The organism is Streptomyces sp. NBC_01451 (genome assembly GCF_036227485.1).
Taxonomy (GTDB): domain Bacteria; phylum Actinomycetota; class Actinomycetes; order Streptomycetales; family Streptomycetaceae; genus Streptomyces.
In genome coordinates this window covers 4,220,336-4,238,245 of record NZ_CP109479.1, presented here as the reverse complement: position 1 = coordinate 4,238,245, position 17,910 = coordinate 4,220,336, and the positions used below count along the sequence as shown (strand labels likewise).

15 protein-coding genes are annotated in these 17,910 nt (G+C 70.1%); 8 read left to right on the top strand and 7 right to left on the bottom strand.

Annotated features, from left to right (window positions below):
• Window positions 1–130: 130 nt before the first annotated feature.
• The 4 genes from OG595_RS18320 to OG595_RS18305 all read left to right on the top strand — a co-directional run bounded on the left by OG595_RS18320 (window position 131) and on the right by OG595_RS18305 (window position 7,107).
• Window positions 131–3,298: a sacsin N-terminal ATP-binding-like domain-containing protein gene (locus OG595_RS18320; RefSeq protein ID WP_329273436.1), complete on the top strand. Its 3,168-nt coding sequence runs from the start codon at window positions 131–133 to the stop codon at window positions 3,296–3,298.
• A 285-nt stretch (window positions 3,299–3,583) separates the two neighbouring features.
• On the top strand, window positions 3,584–4,390 hold the full coding sequence (locus tag OG595_RS18315) for a hypothetical protein (RefSeq protein ID WP_329273434.1): 807 nt from the start codon (window positions 3,584–3,586) through the stop codon (window positions 4,388–4,390).
• 282 nt (window positions 4,391–4,672) lie between these two features.
• Window positions 4,673–5,605 carry a hypothetical protein gene (locus tag OG595_RS18310; protein ID WP_329273433.1) on the top strand — a complete coding sequence of 311 codons (933 nt, stop codon included), beginning with the start codon at window positions 4,673–4,675 and terminating at the stop codon, window positions 5,603–5,605.
• A gap of 572 nt (window positions 5,606–6,177) precedes the next feature.
• Complete coding sequence (locus tag OG595_RS18305; RefSeq protein ID WP_329273432.1) at window positions 6,178–7,107, top strand: hypothetical protein; 930 nt, start codon at window positions 6,178–6,180, stop codon at window positions 7,105–7,107.
• Window positions 7,108–7,151: 44 nt separating this feature from the next.
• Here the strand turns inward: OG595_RS18305 and OG595_RS18300 are convergent, their stop codons facing one another.
• The 3 genes from OG595_RS18300 to OG595_RS18290 form a co-directional block, all read right to left on the bottom strand.
• Window positions 7,152–9,590, bottom strand: coding sequence for an HAD-IC family P-type ATPase (locus OG595_RS18300; RefSeq protein WP_329273431.1), 2,439 nt, complete (start codon window positions 9,588–9,590; stop codon window positions 7,152–7,154).
• 243 nt (window positions 9,591–9,833) lie between these two features.
• A complete protein-coding gene (locus tag OG595_RS18295; RefSeq protein WP_329273430.1) occupies window positions 9,834–10,130 on the bottom strand; it encodes a DUF2530 domain-containing protein in 297 nt (98 codons plus the stop codon).
• A 54-nt stretch (window positions 10,131–10,184) separates the two neighbouring features.
• Window positions 10,185–10,367, bottom strand: a complete 183-nt coding sequence (locus tag OG595_RS18290) for a ribbon-helix-helix protein, CopG family (protein ID WP_164317481.1) — start codon at window positions 10,365–10,367, stop codon at window positions 10,185–10,187.
• Window positions 10,368–10,522: 155 nt separating this feature from the next.
• On the opposite strand from OG595_RS18290, the gene OG595_RS18285 reads away from it, so the two are divergent.
• From OG595_RS18285 to thpR, 3 genes are all read left to right on the top strand, one after another.
• A complete protein-coding gene (locus OG595_RS18285) occupies window positions 10,523–10,960 on the top strand; it encodes a MarR family winged helix-turn-helix transcriptional regulator (protein ID WP_319095470.1) in 438 nt (145 codons plus the stop codon).
• 393 nt (window positions 10,961–11,353) lie between these two features.
• The gene (locus OG595_RS18280) at window positions 11,354–12,697 is read left to right on the top strand and encodes an MFS transporter (RefSeq protein WP_329273428.1); all 1,344 of its coding nucleotides are present in this window, start codon (window positions 11,354–11,356) and stop codon (window positions 12,695–12,697) included.
• Window positions 12,698–12,711: 14 nt separating this feature from the next.
• Window positions 12,712–13,302, top strand: coding sequence for an RNA 2',3'-cyclic phosphodiesterase (gene thpR, locus OG595_RS18275; RefSeq protein WP_329273426.1), 591 nt, complete (start codon window positions 12,712–12,714; stop codon window positions 13,300–13,302).
• A 213-nt stretch (window positions 13,303–13,515) separates the two neighbouring features.
• Here thpR and OG595_RS18270 read toward each other — a convergent pair whose 3' ends face one another.
• Window positions 13,516–14,508, bottom strand: a complete 993-nt coding sequence (locus OG595_RS18270) for an aldo/keto reductase (RefSeq protein ID WP_329273425.1) — start codon at window positions 14,506–14,508, stop codon at window positions 13,516–13,518.
• 203 nt (window positions 14,509–14,711) lie between these two features.
• Here OG595_RS18270 and OG595_RS18265 point away from each other — a divergent pair, with 203 nt between their 5' ends.
• Window positions 14,712–15,662 (top strand): nuclear transport factor 2 family protein, encoded by a 951-nt coding sequence (locus OG595_RS18265; protein ID WP_329282993.1) that lies wholly within the window; start codon window positions 14,712–14,714, stop codon window positions 15,660–15,662.
• Between the two features lie 75 nt (window positions 15,663–15,737).
• On the opposite strand, the gene OG595_RS18260 is transcribed toward OG595_RS18265, so the two are convergent.
• The 3 genes from OG595_RS18260 to OG595_RS18250 all read right to left on the bottom strand — a co-directional run bounded on the left by OG595_RS18260 (window position 15,738) and on the right by OG595_RS18250 (window position 17,891).
• Window positions 15,738–16,217, bottom strand: coding sequence for a carboxymuconolactone decarboxylase family protein (locus OG595_RS18260; RefSeq protein WP_329273424.1), 480 nt, complete (start codon window positions 16,215–16,217; stop codon window positions 15,738–15,740).
• A gap of 305 nt (window positions 16,218–16,522) precedes the next feature.
• Entirely contained in the window at window positions 16,523–17,119 is a 597-nt protein-coding gene (locus OG595_RS18255) for a Uma2 family endonuclease (protein WP_329273423.1), read from the bottom strand.
• An 88-nt stretch (window positions 17,120–17,207) separates the two neighbouring features.
• Entirely contained in the window at window positions 17,208–17,891 is a 684-nt protein-coding gene (locus tag OG595_RS18250) for a GDSL-type esterase/lipase family protein (protein WP_329273421.1), read from the bottom strand.
• Window positions 17,892–17,910 lie beyond the last annotated feature (19 nt).

The following is a 17,910-nucleotide window of genomic DNA, read 5'->3' as shown; positions in this document are numbered from 1 at the left end:
TGCGTCTCCCGGGATGTGCGGGGATGCGTGGGGTGTGTGCGTCCCCTGGGGCCGACCGGGGCCGGTGGGCGGGTGCCCCGCCCGGCGCGGGGTACCTTCTTGCTCACGCCGATGAGGAGAGTGAACGTACGTGAGCAAGTTCGTGCGACCGGCAGCTGAGGGCTCGGATCCTTTCGGTACGGCCCGTCTGCGCCGGGGCGTTCTGGACGCGTGGGCCACCAGCCCCGCCCGGTTCCGTGAGGACGCCAACGCCGAGGAGGATCTCGTCCTCGGCGGCTACCGGGACCGGCTCGTCGTCGAGCTTGCCCAGAACGCCGCCGACGCCGCCGCGCGGGCCGGGGTGCCGGGCAGGTTCCGGCTCACCCTCCGCGACGGTGTCCTCGTCGCCGCCAACACCGGTGCCCCGCTGGACGCCACCGGTGTCGAGTCCCTGTCGACCCTGCGCGCCTCGGCCAAGCGGGACGCCCAGGAGGGCAGGGACGGCGAGGGTGTCGAGGGGGGTAAGGGGACGGCCGCCGTCGGACGGTTCGGCGTCGGCTTCGCCGCCGTCCTCGCCGTCAGCGACGAGCCCGCCGTCGTCGGCCGGCACGGGGGTGTGCGGTGGGCGCTCGCCGAGGCCCGCGAGCTGGCCGCCGAGACCGCCCGGCACAGCCCCGGACTCGGTGACGAGATCCGGCGGCGCGACGGCCATGTACCCCTCCTCCGGCTGCCGTTCGCCGCCGAGGGCACCGCGCCGACCCCGTACGACACGGCCGTCATCCTCCCGCTGCGCGACACCGCCGCCGAGGCTCTCGCGGAGCGGCTGCTGAACGGCGTCGACGACGCGCTTCTGCTGACGTTGCCCGGTCTCGAAGAGGTCGTCATCGAGGCGGGGGAGCAGACGCGCACCCTCAACCGGCGTACAGACGGCGTCCTGACCCTCGTGGAGGACTCCCGGGACGGTACGAGCCGCTGGCGTACCGTCTCCGCGCACGGGCCCCTGGAGGCCGCCCTGTTGGCCGGGCGGCCGGTCGAGGAGCGGCTGCGTCCGCACTGGTCGGTCACCTGGGCCGTGCCCGTCGACGTGGACGGGGCTCCCGTGCCGCCCCGGACCAGCCCCGTCGTGCACGCGCCCACACCGAGCGACGAACCGCTGGGCGTACCGGCGTTGCTCATCGCCTCGCTCCCGCTGGACACCGCCCGCCGGCATGCCGCGCCCGGCCCGCTCACCGACTTCCTGGTGGGGCGCGCCGCCGACGCGTACACCGAACTCCTCGCCGACTGGCACCCGGTGGGGGAGGGCATCATCGCGCTCGTGCCCGGCCCGCTGGGAAAGAGCGAGCTGGACGGGCAGTTGCGCCAGGCCATCCTGGAACGGCTGCCGCGCACCGCCTTCCTCCCGCCCGCACTCGACCCGGGGGACGACGAGGAACTGCCCTCCGCCCTGCGCCCCCGGGACGCGGAGGTCGTCGAGGGCGCCGGGGTCGAGACGGTCCGCGTCCTCGCCGAGGTGCTGCCCACGCTGCTGCCCGCCGGGCTCGAACGCCGGGTGGAACTACGGACGTTGGGAGTCGCCCGGGTTCCCCTGACCGAAGCCGTCGACCGGCTCGCCGGCCTGGAGAAGGCGCCCGAGTGGTGGCACCGGCTGTACGACAGCCTGGCCGGCGTCGACCCCGACCGGCTGACCGGGCTGCCCGTGCCGCTCGCCGACGGGCGTACGACCATCGGCCCCCGCCAGGTACTGCTGCCCATCGGTGGCGAGGTGGAGGGCCCCGCCCCCGAGACGCTCGCCCGCCTCGGCCTCAAGGTCGCCCACCCGGACGCCGCCCACCCCCTCCTGGAGAAGCTCGGCGCCCTCCCGGCCACCCCGCGCGCCGTCCTCACCACCCCGCAGGTACGGGCCGCCGTCGCCGCCTCCCTCGACGAGGACTCCGTCGGCCTGTCATGGGACGACGAAGGCACCCCGGACGCCGAGGAGTTGGCCGACACGGTCCTCGCCCTCGTCCGGGACGCGGACCTCGAACCCGGCGACGAGCCCTGGCTCGGCGCCCTCGCCCTCCCCGACGAGGACGGCGAGCTGTCCCCCGCCGGTGAACTCGTCCTGCCCGGCAGCCCGTTCGCCCAGGTGATCCGGGAAGGTGAACTGGCCACGGTGGACGGTGAGTTGGCGGACAGGTGGGGCGAGCAGCCGCTGGCCGCCTGCGGTGTCCTCGCGACCTTCGCCCTCGTACGCGCCACCGATGTCGTCCTCGACCCGGACGAACTGGAGCCCCGGGACAGCGACTTCGCCGAACCCGACGACCCCGGCCTGCTCGACGCCGTCGACGTGTGGAGCGAGGACATCCTCGACCGCTTCCCCGACTCGCCGGTGCCTCCCGTCGCCACGGAACTGGTCGCCGTACGCGACCTGGACCTCGTGGACGACGACCGCTGGCCCCAGGCCCTCGCCCTCCTCGCCCAGCCGCCCCTGCGGGACGCGATCGTCCAGCCGGTGCGCGTCCTGCTGCCCGACGGCACGCATGAACTCGTACGGCCGTACACGGCCTGGTGGTTGCGCGGAAACCCGGTGCTGGACGGGCGCAGGCCCGCCGGTCTCCTGGCGGCGGGCGGCGACCCGCTCCTGCGCGGCCTGTACGAGGAGGCCGACGCCACCGGGTTCGACGACGAGCAGGTGCTGCGGGCGCTGGGCGTACGGACGTCGGTGGCCGCCCTCCTCGACGAGCCGGGCGGCGCCGCCGAACTGCTGGACCGCCTCGCCGACCCCGAGCGGGAGGTGAGCGGCGCCCAACTGCACGCCCTCTACGGGGCGTTGGCCGACCTCGACCCGGAACAGGTCACGCTGCCCGACGACTTGCGGGCCGTGGTCGACGGGCACATCGAGGTGGTGGACGCGGCGGACGCCGTGGTGGTCGACTCACCCGACCTGCTGCCCTTCACATCGGGGGTGCCGCTGCTCCCCGTACGCCCGGCGCGGGCCGCCGAGCTGGCGGAACTGTTCCAGGTGCGGCGGCTGAGCGAGTCGGTGACGGGCGAGGTGACGTCCGAGGGCGCGGAGCACGACGTACCGGAGTCGGTACGGGTACTGCTCGGTCCGGCGACCCCGGCCACGTACGTCGAGCACGACGAGCTCGTCGTCGACGGCGTGGAGCTGGACTGGCGCCGGACGCGGGACGGCGTGGTCCACGCCTCGACTCTGGAGGGCGTCGCGGCCGGGCTCGCCTGGGCGGCCGGACAGTGGCCGCGGCGGTTCGAGGTGGCGGCGCTCATCGAGGACCCGTCGAGGACGACGGAACTGGCGCGGGACCGCTGGTTCGACTGAGGCGGGGGCAAGAGGCTTGGTGGGGCGGCGCGGAGGCTGTAGTGGTCTCCGCGCCGGGTCATCGGCTCGTCATCGCCGCACAAAGACGGTAATGCGAACACAAAATCCCTGTGTTCCGCACAACATTCCGCAACTTCCGTACAACCATTCCCATCCGTCACGGATCTGAGTGAGCGAGTCAAGAGACTCCCCGATCACTCGGGCCCGGGTGCGACTGCGCGCCGTGCGGACGGACTCCGTACGGACGCGCACCACCGGGCCCCCTTTCTCCACTTGGGGAAACGCATGCGCATACGTGCCACCGTGGCCGCCGTCACCGGCGCCCTGGCCCTCTCCGCCTTCGTCGTGCCTGCCGCGCAGGCCGCCCCGGCGGCAGCTCCCGACGTCACCTTCACCAAGGTGACGGTCAACAACGGCAAGCCGATCGTCGCCCGCGCCGCGGCGACGACCTCCGTGCCGGTGACGTACACGTTCAAGCACGCCGCCGGCCTCGACATCGGCTCGGACAACCTCCTCACCGGTCCGGCCCTCTACGTCGGCGCCTCCCTCAGCGTCGACAACATCCGCCTGATCGGCGACGAGCCGGGCACCTGCACGGCCACCTCGTCGACCACCGCCAGCTGCAAGGGCTTCATCGACCTGCACGCCGGCGGCGACGAGGCCAACCTCCGGAACACCGACGCCCGTACGTGGAAGGTGGGCGCCGTCGCCATCTCCACCACGGACGAAGGCGGCGTCAAGACCCAGAGCGGCCTCGGCACCACCCAGATCAAGTTCCACTCGAAGCTCAACACCGACGCCACCCCGGAGCCGGTCCGGAAGGGCGCGACCATCACGGTCAAGGGCACCCTGACCCGTGCCAACTGGGACACCGGCAAGTACACGGGCTACGTCAACGCCCCGGTGACGCTCCAGTTCAAGAAGAAGGGCGCCACCACCTTCACCACCGTCAAGACCATCAAGGCGGGTGCCGCCGGCGCCCTGAAGACCACGGTCAAGGCGTCGGTCGACGGCACGTACCGCTACGCCTTCGCGGGCTCGTCGACGACTGCGCCGATCAACGCGGTCGGGGACGTCATCGACGTGAAGTAGACGCCTCCGATTCACAGGCGGTACGACGTTGGCCCCGGCGGAAGGGATTCCGGCGGGGCCAACGTCTTCTCCGGTCGTAGGTTCAGCCCGGGGTGGTTCAAGCGTGACGGACATCACATGTGAAGCGGTCCGAAAATCCGCACCACCCGTACAACCATTCCCGCCCGTCACGGATCTGAGCATGCGGGTCAACTGACCCCACGATCACTTGGGCCCCAGGTGTGCTGACGAGCCGCGAGGACGACCACCGTCGGGCCCCCCTTCTCCAACTGGGGAACACGCATGCGCATACGTGCCACCGTGGCCGCCGTCTCCGGCGCCCTGGCCCTCTCCGCCCTTGCCGTGCCTGCCGCGCAGGCCGACGGTTCTGTGTCCCGCGCGGATGCCGCCAAGATTCTTGAGGCCGGCCGGGCCGTCTCCGGCAAGTCCGCGTTCAGTGCCTCGGCCGCCGCCGACGATCCCGGCAAGCCGTACGCCCTGAACGCCTCCTTCTCCAACATCAAGATCAACAACGGCAGGTCGATCGTCGCGGGCATCACCGGCACGATCACCGTGCCGATCACCTACACGCTGACCCACGGCGCCGACGTCGACATCACCGCCGAGGACTTCTTCACCGACGTCGAGCTGTACTACGGCGCCACGTACGTCGATTCCGACTTCGGGCTGTTCGGCGACGACTGGGCCCACTGCACGGCCGCGTCGGCGACCGTCGCCAACTGCACCCAGTCCATCGTGATCCACCCGACGCGGGACCTGTACAACGAGAGCGCCGGAAAGTGGAAGGCGTTCGCCTACGCCGAAGCCTGGAACGGTCAGGACCTCGGCAGCGACGACTTCGACGCCACCAAGGTCGGGGTCGTCGAGAAGGACCTCATCGCCGGCCCCAACCTCCTGCGTGCCGCGAAGCTGACGGTCAACGCCACCCCGGAGCCCGTCGTCAAGGGCAAGACGATCACCGTCACCGGCAAGCTGACCCGCGCCAACTGGGACGGCGCCAACTACACCGGCTACGCCAGCCAGCCGGTGCAGCTCCAGTTCCGGAAGAACGGCAGCAGCGCCTACACCGTCGTCAAGACCATCAAGACGACGACCAAGGGTGACCTGAAGACCACCGTCAAGGCGACGGTCGACGGGTACTTCCGGTACGTCTTCACCGGGACGGCGACCACCGGTGCCCTCGGTGCCGCGCCCGACTTCATCGATGTGAAGTAAGCGGAGTCAGGGAGGGGCCGAAGTCATGGCGGTGTGCAGGAAGTGCGGTGCGGGAAAGCGCCGTTGGCCCCGTTCCTGTTCCCGGTGCCCTTCCCGGTCGGACCGGGGTGACACGGCCGCGGACGCTGCCGAGCTGGCTGTGGAGACAGGTCTGCTCGGGTGGATCGGGCGAGGAGTCATGGGAGTCGTGCGGCTGGTAATGCGCGCGGTCGACTGACCGCACCCGCGCGGACGCGACCCGGCCCGCGCGGCTCCCGGCGAGGGGGCGAGCGGCAGGCCCAGCGCCGCAGGTCCCGTACCGGCGCCAAGTGGTCTGAATCGCCCGGATCACCTGAATCGTCCTTTGGGTGGGCGAAGTTCGTGCAACCGCCGTCGGCCCCCGTGTTCTCGGGGCCGGCGGCGGATCCATGTGTAAGGGGTGCGCAAAATTACGTCCCCTGCGCACAACCAACCGCTCCCGTGACGAATCTGATCATGGGGGCCATCAGGCTCCACGATCACCCGGGCCCCGGGGCGAGCGCGCGCCATGCGGACGGTCGCCGTCGGGTCCCTTCTCCATGTGGGGAACACGCATGCGTATACGTGCCACCGTGGCCGCCGTCTCCGGCGCCCTGGCCCTCTCCGCTCTCGCCGTGCCGGCCGCGCAGGCCGATGTCCACGCCTCCGGCGGCGACTCCGCCTACCGTGCGACCGTCGCGAAGATTCTGGGGACCGGCGGCAAGACGGCGTTCGTCACCTCGCCGGTCGCCGCCGCCGAGCCGTACAAGCTGAACGTCTCCTTCTCCAACCTCAAGGTCGCCAAGTCGATCAACGCCGGCGCCGGCGGTCACCTCGTCGTTCCGGTCACCTACACGCTGACCCACGGCACCGAGGTCGACATCAAGGCCTCCGACTTCGACAGCGGCCCGTACCTGTACCGGGGCGACTTCGCGAAGCCGGAGAACGTGATCTTCGGTGAGAACGCCGGCACCTGCACCGCGACGTCCACGACGACCGCGAACTGCAAGGCCAACCTCGACATCTACCCCGGCGAGGGCGACCTGACCAACACCGACGCCGGTGCCCGTTGGACGGCGGGTGCCCTGGCCATCGCCTTCAACGGGCAGGACCCCGAGAGCGATACCTTCGACCCGTCCAAGGTCGGCATCGCCCAGCAGGGCGACCTCGGCACCACGACCGTGCGGCGCCTCTCGAAGCTGACGGTCAACGCCACGCCGGAGCCCGTCGTCAAGGGCAGGACGATCACCGTCACCGGCAAGCTGACCCGCGCCAACTGGGACGGGCCCAACTACACCGGGTACGCGACCCAGCCGGTGCAGTTGCAGTTCCGGAAGAACGGCACCAGCACCTACACCGTCGTCAAGACCATCAAGACGACGACCAAGGGCGACCTGAAGACCACCGTCAAGGCGACCGCCGACGGCTTCTTCCGCTACGTCTTCGCGGGCACCGCGACCACCGTGGGCGCGAGCGCCGCCGCGGACTTCATCGACGTGAAGTAGGCCAAGAGGCAAGCCCTGTCCCGCACAACCGGTACCGGTGAGAACTACGCGGGGAAGCGGCGGTCCACCCACCTCCACAGGACCTCCAGGGTGGCCGCCGCCACCGCCGCGATACCCACCGCGACCCACGGCATCGTCACGCCCACCAGCTTCAGCGCGAAGAACTCCTGGAGCGACGGTACGACGAGCACCAGCAGGAAACCCGCGCCCATCGACGCGACCAGGACGATCCGCCACCACGTGTAGGGACGGGCGACGATCGCCAGCACCCACATCGAGATCAGGAACAGGGTGAGGGTCGCCGCGCTCGTCTCCGCGTCCAGCGAGCCCTCTCCGGTGTAGTGGTGACGGGCTGTCAGGTAGGTGGCGAAGGTTGCCACTGCCGCCAGCACACCGCCCGGGATCGAGTAGCGCATGACCCGCCGTACGAAGTGGGGTTTCGCGCGTTCCTTGTTGGGGGCCAGGGCCAGGAAGAAGGCCGGGACGCCGATCGTCAGGGTGGAGAGCAGCGTCAAGTGGCGTGGGAGGAAGGGGTATTCGACCTGGAAGCAGACCACCAGGACGGCCAGGAGCACCGAGTAGACCGTCTTCACGAGGAACAGCGTCGCCACTCGGGTGATGTTCCCGATGACCCTGCGGCCCTCCGCGACCACCGAAGGCAGAGTCGCGAAGCTGTTGTTGAGGAGGACGATCTGGGCCACGGCCCTCGTCGCCTCCGAGCCAGATCCCATGGCCACGCCGATGTCGGCGTCCTTCAGAGCCAGTACGTCGTTCACGCCGTCGCCCGTCATCGCCACCGTGTGTCCACGTGACTGCAACGCGCCCACCATGTCCCGCTTCTGCTGCGGGGTGACCCGGCCGAAGACCGTCCCCTCGTCGAGCGCCTGAGCCATGTCGCTCTGAGTGGAGGGGAGTTGGCGGGCGTCGACCGTCGCGCCGGTCAGGCCCAGTTTGCCGGCCACCGCGCCCACCGACACCGCGTTGTCGCCCGAGATGACCTTCGCGTCGACGTCCTGCTCGGCGAAGTAGCGGAGCGTGTCCGCCGCGTCGGGGCGCAGGCGCTGCTCCAGGACGACCAGGGCGGTGGGGGTGGTGCCGGTGGCCACGTCCGGGTGGTCGAGTTCGCGGGTGGTGCGGGTGAGGAGAAGGACGCGCAGGCCGGCCCGGTTGAGGCGGTCGGTTTCGGCGAGGGCCGGGGCCTCGGGGGAAAGCAGTACGTCCGGGGCGCCCAGCAGCCACGTGCTCGTCTCCCCGTTGCCCTCGCTGAACGACGCTCCGCTGTACTTGCGCGCCGAGGAAAACGGCAGCGATTCGGTGCAGCGCCAGTCCTCGCTGTCCGGGTACGCGTCGATGATGGCCTGGAGGGAGGCGTTCGGGCGGGGGTCGGACTCGCCGAGCGCGCCCAGGACCCGCCGTATGTACGTCTCGTCGCCGCCGTCGAGGGGGCGCAGCTCGGTCACGTCCATGCCGCCCTCGGTCAGCGTGCCGGTCTTGTCCAGGCAGACCGTGTCGACGCGGGCGAGGCCCTCGATCGCGGGCAACTCCTGCACCAGGCACTGCTGTCGGCCGAGCCGGATGACCCCGATCGCGAAGGCGACGGAGGTCAGGAGGACGAGGCCCTCGGGGACCATGGGGACGATGCCGCCGACAGTACGGGCGATCGAGTCCTTCAAGTCGTTTTCCTTGACGACCAGTTGGGTGATGCACAGGCCGATCGCGGCCGGCAGCATCATCCAGGTCACGTACTTGAGGATCGTCGAGATTCCGGTACGGAGTTCCGAGTGGACGAGCGTGAAACGGGAGGCTTCTTCGGCGAGTTGGGCCGCGTACGCCTCGCGGCCGACCTTCGTGGCCGTGAAGGCGCCACCGCCCGCGACGACGAAACTGCCCGACATGACCTGATCGCCGGGCTGTTTGACGACGGGGTCGGCCTCGCCGGTGAGCAGCGACTCGTCGATCTCCAGCCCGTCGGCCTCGACGCACTCGCCGTCCACGACGATCCTGTCGCCGGGGCCGATCTCGATGACGTCCCCGAGGACGATGTCGGAGGTGCTGACCTCGGTGGCGACGCCGTCGCGCCGGACGGTGGGTCTGGCTTCGCCGATCACGGCGAGGGAGTCGAGGGTCTTCTTCGCCCGCCACTCCTGGATGATGCCGATGCCGGTGTTGGCGAGGATGACGTATCCGAACAGGGTGTCCTGGAACGGGGCGACGAACATCGTGATCAGCCAGAGCACGCCGATGATCGCGTTGAACCGGGTGAAGACGTTGGCACGGACTATCTCGGCGATGCTGCGGCTGCTGCGCACGGGGATGTCGTTGACCTCGCCGCGGGTGACGCGGTCGGCGACTTCGGCGGGGGTCAGGCCGTGGGCGCGGGCGCGGGGTGGGGCGTCCCTGCCCGGCGTGGCGCTGGGCAGGGGGGCGGGCGGTGGGGTGGGGTGCACAGGATCGAGTTCGGCGCCGGCATCGATGTGCGTCATGTGTTCGACGGTACGTGCGGATTTGCGGCTTCACCCGGTGAGGGCGGCAAAGATCCGACCTGGGGAGGAGAGGTGGGGTGAAGAGTGGTGCGGTGGTTGTAGTCGGGGGTGCGTAGGGGTTCGGTGGGTAAGTGGATGGGGGGCACGGTTGTTGGGTTCGCCCCCGCCGCCCCTACCCTTCCCGTCCCCTTCCTGGTGGCTGCGCCCCCAGACCCCCCTTGCGGCCCTGAACGGGCCTTGTCCTCAATCTCCCTCGGAGGAGGGACCCCCAGACGGGCTGGAGTGGCTGGAACGCTCCGCCTGCGTCCTCTTGATCGCCGCGTCCCGTCCCCGGACGTACCAGATGCCGATCAGGCCCAGTGCTGTGCCCGCGAGGCAGGTCCAGACCCACCACTCGTGGTCGTGGTCCTCGTACCAGCCGTAGAAGGGGAGCTGGGCCAGGAAGAGGACGAACCAGAGGATCGTGAGTCCCGTGATGGTGGCGACGACGGGGCCCTCCAGGGGCTCCGGCGCCTCGTGCTTCGGTGTCCACTTCGCCATGCGCACAGCTTACGAGGCGGCTCTTGGGCCGCTCGGCGGGGCCGTGCGCCCCGCTCACGGCACCCCGTAGAACTTCTCCGTCTCCTCGACGGCGGTCTGGAACCGCTCGTCGAAGTCGTCGCGGACGAGTGTCCGGACCACGTAGTCCTGCACGCTCATCCCCCTCTTCGCCGCATGGTCCCGGAGCCGGTCGAGCAGCTCCCCGTCTATCCGCAGGCTGAGCACGCTGGTCCCCATGGAGACGAGGGTCGCGGGCCGGTGCGGGGCGGCGGGGGGCTTTTTGTGGTCGGTTCACTCGTATGGGTGATGTGGAGGTTCCGTGGCCCTTGTCACGGGCATCTCGGCGTGTTCCGGGTGGTCTTTAGTCAGAGTAATGAGTTACGCTAAAGAACATGCCTGACCTAACCCATGGCGACGACGCTGCCGCCGTGAACTCCCTGCGCTCCGCCGTGATGCGCCTGTCGCGCCGACTCAAGCACCAGCGTGTCGACGAGTCGCTGAGCCCAACCGAGATGTCGGTGCTGGGCACCCTTGCCCGCTGCGGCTCGGCCACGCCGGGCGAGCTGGCCCGCAAGGAGCATGTGCAGCCGCCCTCCATGACTCGTATCGTCGCGTTGCTGGAGGGCAAGGGCCTGGTCAGGCTGGAGCCGCATCCCGAGGACCGGCGCCAGAAGGTCGTCACCCAGACCGAGACGGCCGAGGCGATGCTCGAAGAGAGCCGCCGCAGGCGGAACGCCTGGCTGGCCGGTCTGGTCGAGGACCTGGACGAGGACGAGTGGGCCAAACTGCGCGCCGCCGCCCCCGTACTGGAGAAGCTCGCGCATCTGTAGAAGCAGTGACCAGCAAGGAGGCGATCAACTTTGAGTTCGGGAACCGGAGCAGACTCCGCACCCGCACCAGCCGCCCACGACCCCCAGCCCACCCCCCACCCCACCGCACCCGCGACCCCCGAGCCGCTGGTGACCCCCGAGCCGCCGGTCACCTCTGCTGTGCCCGTGACCCCCTCCGGGCCCGTGACCTCCGCCGGGCCGGTGACCCCCACCGCACCCGTGCCCCCCTCGGCGCCGGTGAGCCCCACCGCACCCGCGACCCCCACCGCACCCGTGGCTTCCGATGCGCCCGTCGGTCGACCGGAGCCGGCCGGTCGCCCGGAGTCGGCTGCCGGGCTCCCCGGGCCTTCCGTCGAGGCGGAGTCCCGTGGCCGGTCGGGCTCCCGTACCGCCATGTTCGGTTCCCTGAAGGTCCGGAACTACCGACTCTTCTTTCTCGGCCAGGTCGTCTCCAACATCGGCACCTGGATGCAGCGCATCGCCCAGGACTGGCTGGTCCTGAGCCTCACCGGCTCCTCCACCGCCGTCGGCATCACGACGGCGTTGCAGTTCCTGCCGATGCTGCTCTTCGGCCTGTACGGCGGTGTCCTCGTCGACCGGCTGCCCAAGCGCCCCACGCTGCTCGTCACGCAGGCGATGATGGCCGTCACCGGCCTCGCGCTCGCCGTCCTGACCCTCACGGGTGACGTCGAGGTCTGGCACGTCTACCTCGCCGCCTTCGCCGTCGGGCTCGCCACGGTCGTCGACAACCCGGCCCGGCAGTCCTTCGTGTCCGAGATGGTCGAGCCCGACCAGCTCCAGAACGCCGTCAGTCTCAACTCCGCGAACTTCCAGTCCGCACGCCTCGTCGGACCCGCCGTCGCCGGTGTGATGATCACCGGCGTCGGCACGGGCTGGGCCTTCCTCTTCAACGGCCTGTCCTTCGTCGCTCCCATCGCCGCCCTGCTTCTCATGCGAGGCCGTGAACTGCGCGCCGTGGAGCGGGCGCCGCGTGCCAAGGGGCAGCTGCGCGAGGGCCTGCACTATGTCGCCGGGCGACCCGAGCTGATCTGGCCGATCGTCCTCATCGGGTTCATCGGCACCTTCGGCTTCAACTTCCCGGTCGTCCTCTCGGCGTACGCGGACGACGTGTTCCACGCGGGCGCCGGCGCGTACAGCTTCTTCAACACCCTGATGGCGGTCGGCTCCCTGGCCGGCGCCCTGCTCGCGGCCCGGCGCGGTACGGCGAGGCTGCGCGTCCTCGTCGCGGCGGCCGTGGCCTTCGGCGCGCTGGAGATCGTGGCCGCCGTGGCCCCGTCGCTGTGGCTGTTCGCGCTGCTGATGGTGCCGATCGGGATCGCCGGCCTCACGGTCAACGTCACGGCGAACACCGCGGTCCAGATGGCCACCGACCCGGCCATGCGCGGCCGGGTCATGGCCCTGTTCATGATGGTCTTCATGGGCGGTACGCCGCTGGGCGCACCGGTCGTCGGCTGGATCACGGACGCGTACGGCCCCCGGGTCGGCCTCGCCTTCGGCGGCATCGTCGCGACGGCCGCCGCCCTGACCGTCGGCCTGGTCCTGGCCCGGGTGGGCGGCCTGAAGGTCTCCGCCGTCTGGAACTCCGGACACCCGCGCGTCAGCCTCGTCAAGCGCCGGGACCAGCAAGCGCAAGAGGTGCGGGAAGCGCAGGGAGCGCAAGAGGTGCAAGGAGTGCGGGAAGAGGACCGGCGGGAGACGGTTTCCTCCGTGGCGTGAGTACGGTGAGCGCCATGAGTGCCATGAACACCGTCAGACTGTTCGCCGCCGTACTGCCGCCCGAGGACGTCTCCGGGCAACTCGCCGACGCCGTGGCCGCGTTGAGGAGGCTGCCGGGCGCGGACGGGCTGCGCTGGACCGGCGTACCCGGCTGGCACTTCACCCTCGCCTTCTACGGCGAGGTGGACGAGGACGTCGTACCGGAACTGTCGGAGCGGCTGGCGCGGGCCGCCCACCGTACCGACGCGTTCGCGCTGTCGGTGCGCGGCGGCGGGCAGTTCGGGCACGGGCGGGCGCTGTGGGCGGGCGCCGCCGGTGAGGTGAACGCGCTGCGCCTGCTGGCCGACCGGGCGGAGGCGGCGGGGCGGAAGTCGGGTGTCGACATGGGGGACCACCGGCAGTACAAGCCCCACCTCACCGTGGCGCGCAGCCGTGACGCCTTCGAGGTGCGGCCGTACGTCGAGGCCCTGGACGCGTTCACGAGCCGCACATGGACGGTGGACGACCTGGCGCTGGTACGCAGCAATCTGCCGAAGTCGGGGGTGCCGGGGGAGCAGCCCCGGTACGAGGTGGTCGCCCGCTGGTCTCTCGGCGCGGCCGGTTAGGCTCGGCGGCGTGAATCCGAAAATCCGGAACCGGGTGATGGCCGGTGCGCTCGTGCTGATGTTCGTGGTGGTCGGGGTGGCGGCGGCCGTCGGGAAGTGACGCCGTAAGCGGCGTGGGAAGCGGGCGGGAAGCGACGCGGGAGGTTCCGTGGGCAGGAACCTCGCTCACGTCGCCTTCCGCGCCGCCGCCCGCCTGCTACGGCTGCTGCCCGCTCACCAGGCGAAGGCCTCCGGTGACGGCCCCGGGCCCGGGAAGATCTCGTCGAGCGAGGTCAGCAGGTCGTCGCTCAGCTCCAGCTCGACGGCGCGCAGCGCGGACCGGAGCTGTTCCGCGGTGCGGGGGCCGACGATCGGGCCGGTGATGCCCGGGCGGGTCAGCAGCCAGGCGAGAGCCGCCTCGCCGGGCTCGATGCCGTGCTTTTCGAGCAGGTCCTCGTACGCCTGGATCTGGGCGCGTGAGGTGGGGTCGGCGAGGGTGTCGGCCGCGCGGCCACTCGCACGCCGGCCGCCCTGGACCTCCTTCTTGATGACGCCGCCGAGCAGTCCGCCCTGCAACGGCGACCAGGGGATGACCCCGAGTCCGTACTCCTGCGCGGCCGGGATGACCTCCATCTCGGCGCGCCGCTCGACGAGGTTGTAGAGGCACTGCTCGCTGACGAGCCCGATGGTGCCGCCGCGCCGGGCGGCGATCTCGTTGGCCTGGGCGATCTTGTACCCCGGGAAGTTGCTCGACCCCGCGTAGAGGATCTTCCCCTGCCGTACGAGCACGTCGATCGCCTGCCAGATCTCCTCGAAGGGAGTCGCGCGGTCGATGTGGTGGAACTGGTAGACGTCGATGTAGTCGGTCCGGAGGCGCTTCAGTGACGCGTCCACCGCACGGCGGATGTTGAGCGCGGAGAGCTTGTCGTGGTTGGGCCACGCGTCGCCCTCGGCGGCCATGTTGCCGTACATCTTGGTGGCGAGGACCACCTTGTCGCGCCGCTCACCGCCCTTGGCGAACCAGTTCCCGATGATCGATTCCGTACGGCCCTTGTTCTCGCCCCAGCCGTAGACATTGGCCGTGTCGAAGAAGTTGATCCCTGTGTCCAGGGCCGCGTCCATGATCGCGTGGCTGTCGGCCTCGTCGGTCTGGGGGCCGAAGTTCATGGTCCCGAGGACGAGTCGGCTGACCTTGAGTCCTGTGCGTCCGAGCTGCGTGTACTTCATGACTGTCCAGCCAACGTCGTGGAGTGCGCTCTAGGCAAGGGCGGGTCGGGCGGTGCGGGCAGGGCAAATCAGGCCTTGACGCTATCTCTCGGTTAGTGCTTACGTATGCACAGCGTTACTCGCTTTAAGTTTCAAGATTCTGTTCGCTCCAGACATCCCGAGAGAGGGAGAGCATCGTGACCCCCCACATGCCGGCCCCCCACATGCCCGCTCCGCGTACGCCCGTCCTGCGTACGCCTGTCCGCCGTGTCCTCGTCGCCGCGCTCGCCGTGTCCGCCCTGCTGGGCGCCGCGACCGTGCCCGCCGTCGCCTCGCCGTCCGCGGGTGGGCGTCATGGTGCCGGATGCGTGGGTGACGGGGCGCGGCTCGACTATCAGAAGGACGTCGCCGTACGCGTCCTCAAGGGTGTGTTCGAGCGGGGTGACACCGCGATCGTGGACCGGTTCGTGCGGGCCGACTACATCCAGCACAACCCGCTCGCGGCCGATGGCTCCGGGCCGCTGAAGAACCTGGCCACCGGGGTGCACCAGCAGTTCCCCGCGGCGAAGTACGACGTCAAGCGGGTCATCTCCGAGGGCGACCTCGTCCTCGTGCACTCCAACGTCGTACTGACGCCGGGGAGCCGGGGCTCGGCCGTCTTCGACATCTTCCGGTTCCGGGACGGAAGGATCGCCGAGCACTGGGACACCGGGCAGAACGTGCCGGACACCAGCGCCAACGGCAACGACATGTTCTCGACGGTCAGTTGGCCGAAGAGCGAGCAGCCGGGGCCGCGCCTGCTCACCGCCTACAACAAGAAGCTCGTGACCAAGGCGTTCGACCGGCTCATCGTCGACAAGGACCTGTCCGCGCTCGACACGTACTGGGGGGCCGAGTACCACCAGCACAATCCCGGCATCGCGGACGGTGTGGCCGGCGCGCGGGAAGGGCTCGGGGGGTACTTCCGGGCCTTCCCGGAGCTGGCCGTCTCCCGGAAGCGGGTGGTGGCGGAAGGGGATCTGGTCGCCGTGCACAGCCACTACGTGAACGCGCCGGGCGAGCGTGGGCAGGCCGTCGTGGACCTGTTCCGGGTGCGGGGCGGGAAGATCGTCGAGCACTGGGACGTGCTCCAGGATGTGCCGGCCACCTCGGCGAACGACAACACGATGTTCTGAGTGACGGGGCCGCCCCGCCCGCTGCCGGGCGGCCCCACCCCTCTCGCCCGCCCGGCGCAGGGTGCGTCGCCGTCGTCAGAGCTGGGCGAACATGCCGGGCTCGTAGTCGCCGGCGGGCTGCTGGACGATGACGTTCATCCGGTTGAAGGCGTTGATGAGGGTGATGGTGAGGACCAGGGCCGTGAGCTGCTCCTCGTCGTAGTACTTGGCGGCGTTCGCCCAGGCCTCGTCCGTGACACCGCCGGCCGCGTCCGCGATGCGGGTGCCCTGCTCCGTCAGCTCCAGCGCGGCGCGCTCCGCGTCGGTGAAGACCTTGGCCTCGCGCCAGGCCGCGACCAGGTGGAGGCGCTGCGCGGTCTCGCCCGCGGCGGCGGCGTCCTTGGTGTGCATGTCGGTGCAGAAACCGCAGCCGTTGATCTGGCTGGCGCGGAGCCTCACCAGCTCCTGTGTCGTGACCGGCAGGCCCGAGTCCGAGGCCGCCTTGGCTGCCGCGACGAGGTGCTTCGTGGCCTTGGCGGCGACGGGGCTGGCGAAGAGGTTCAAACGGGCTTCCATGGTGGGCTCCTCCGTCTTTGGTGCTGCCTGTGTCGGGGCGTTGCACATGCACGACGGGAGGGCTCGGCCGGATGTGACATGCGTGAGCGAATGTGATGTGGGTCTCGCCGGAGCCGGCACCGGCGTCACCCTCGAAAACCCAGGCGGGGACGGCGCCGGGCCGGGGCGAACACGGTTCGGCAGTACCTCGCGGGGGAGGAGGGCTCATCGACGAACTGCAACCGCACGTCGTACCCGCGCTTCCCGGGGACGGGCTGCGGCTCTTCGAGAGGCCGGGCCACGGGCGGCGGACCCTCGGACCGGCCCTAGTCCTGGGGGAACTCGTCCGTCCTGAGGACGAGGTCGACGACGGTGTCGCCGAGGTCCACGTCGTCTCCGAAGGGGAGCTTCGTCTCGGTCGCGTACTCGCCGTTCTTGGGGTGGGTGTACAGGAAGCACCTGCCCTGGTACGGATCGGCGATGAGGTAGACGGGGACCTCGGCCTCGGCGTAGGCGGTCTTCTTCGGGCCGTAGTCGTTGGCGGCGGTCCTCTTCGAGATCACCTCGGCGACGAACTCGACGTCCTGACAGCGCCATAGGCCCTTGTCGCTCTTCTCGGCACCTTCGGTCATGAGCGTGACGTCGGAGGAGAAGCCGTTGAGGTGGCCCGGGTAGTCGATGCGGACGTCGGACTTCACGCGCTTGCGCGGGTACTTGGTGCGCAACTGCTCGACGATGTCCAGGATGATCTCCCAGTGGGTGTCCCGCTGTGGCGACATGAAGATGTTCCCTCCGACGATCTCGACCCTGTATCCGTCGGGGATGGGGCTCTTCTCAAGCCACTCGAACATCATCTCAAGCGTCAGCTTGTCGCTGTTGTCGGCGATGTCGGCCATCTCGATCCTGTCTTCAAGGACGGTCACCGTGGCACTCCTCCCCGGCTGTGCCCCGGACAAGCGCAGCCGTGCGGTACAACGATACGCACGGTGACCAGGGCACGCCCGGATTCGGTCAGTCGGTTTCGGCCCCGTACCGGTCCCCGAGATCCCAGGCCTCGTACAGCGAGTCCGCGAACGCGCCCGCGATCTTGTGCTCGCCGTTCGCGTTGGGGTGCGTGCCGTCGTACGTGTCGTGGTGGATGTCGTACGAGGGCGGCGGCGACGTCAGGAGCAGAGGGGAGCGGGGCTCGTCCAGGTCGGCAGCGGCCTTCGCCAGGAGTTCGTTGAAGCGGGTGACCTGGGCGGCGAAGGGCGGGTCGGTCTCCGCGCGGACGTTGGGGATCACCGGGAGCAGGGCGATGGCGATGCGCGGGTTGGACCGTCGTGCCTCGGCCACGAAGAGGCGCGCGTTGTCCGCCGTCTGTTCGGCGTCCGTGTAGAAGCCCAGGTCGATCAGGCCCAGGGAGACCAGGAGGACATCCGGCTTGTGGGCGCGTACCGCGTCCGCGATCAGCGGGGTGATGTGGTGCCAGCCCTCACCCCAGCCGGCCAGGTGGGCGCGGGGGAATTCCGGGTCTGCGTACTCGTACGAGTCGGCGGTGTCCGTCGCCTTGTCGTACAGCGCCTCGCGCGGGCCGACGATCCGGAACGGGCCGCCGTACGTCTCCCGCAGGTGCTGCCACATCCGGTAGCGCCAGGTGTGTTCGCCGGCACTGCCGATCGTCATGGAGTCGCCTACGGGCATCAACCTGAGCATCCGCTCATGATGCGGGATG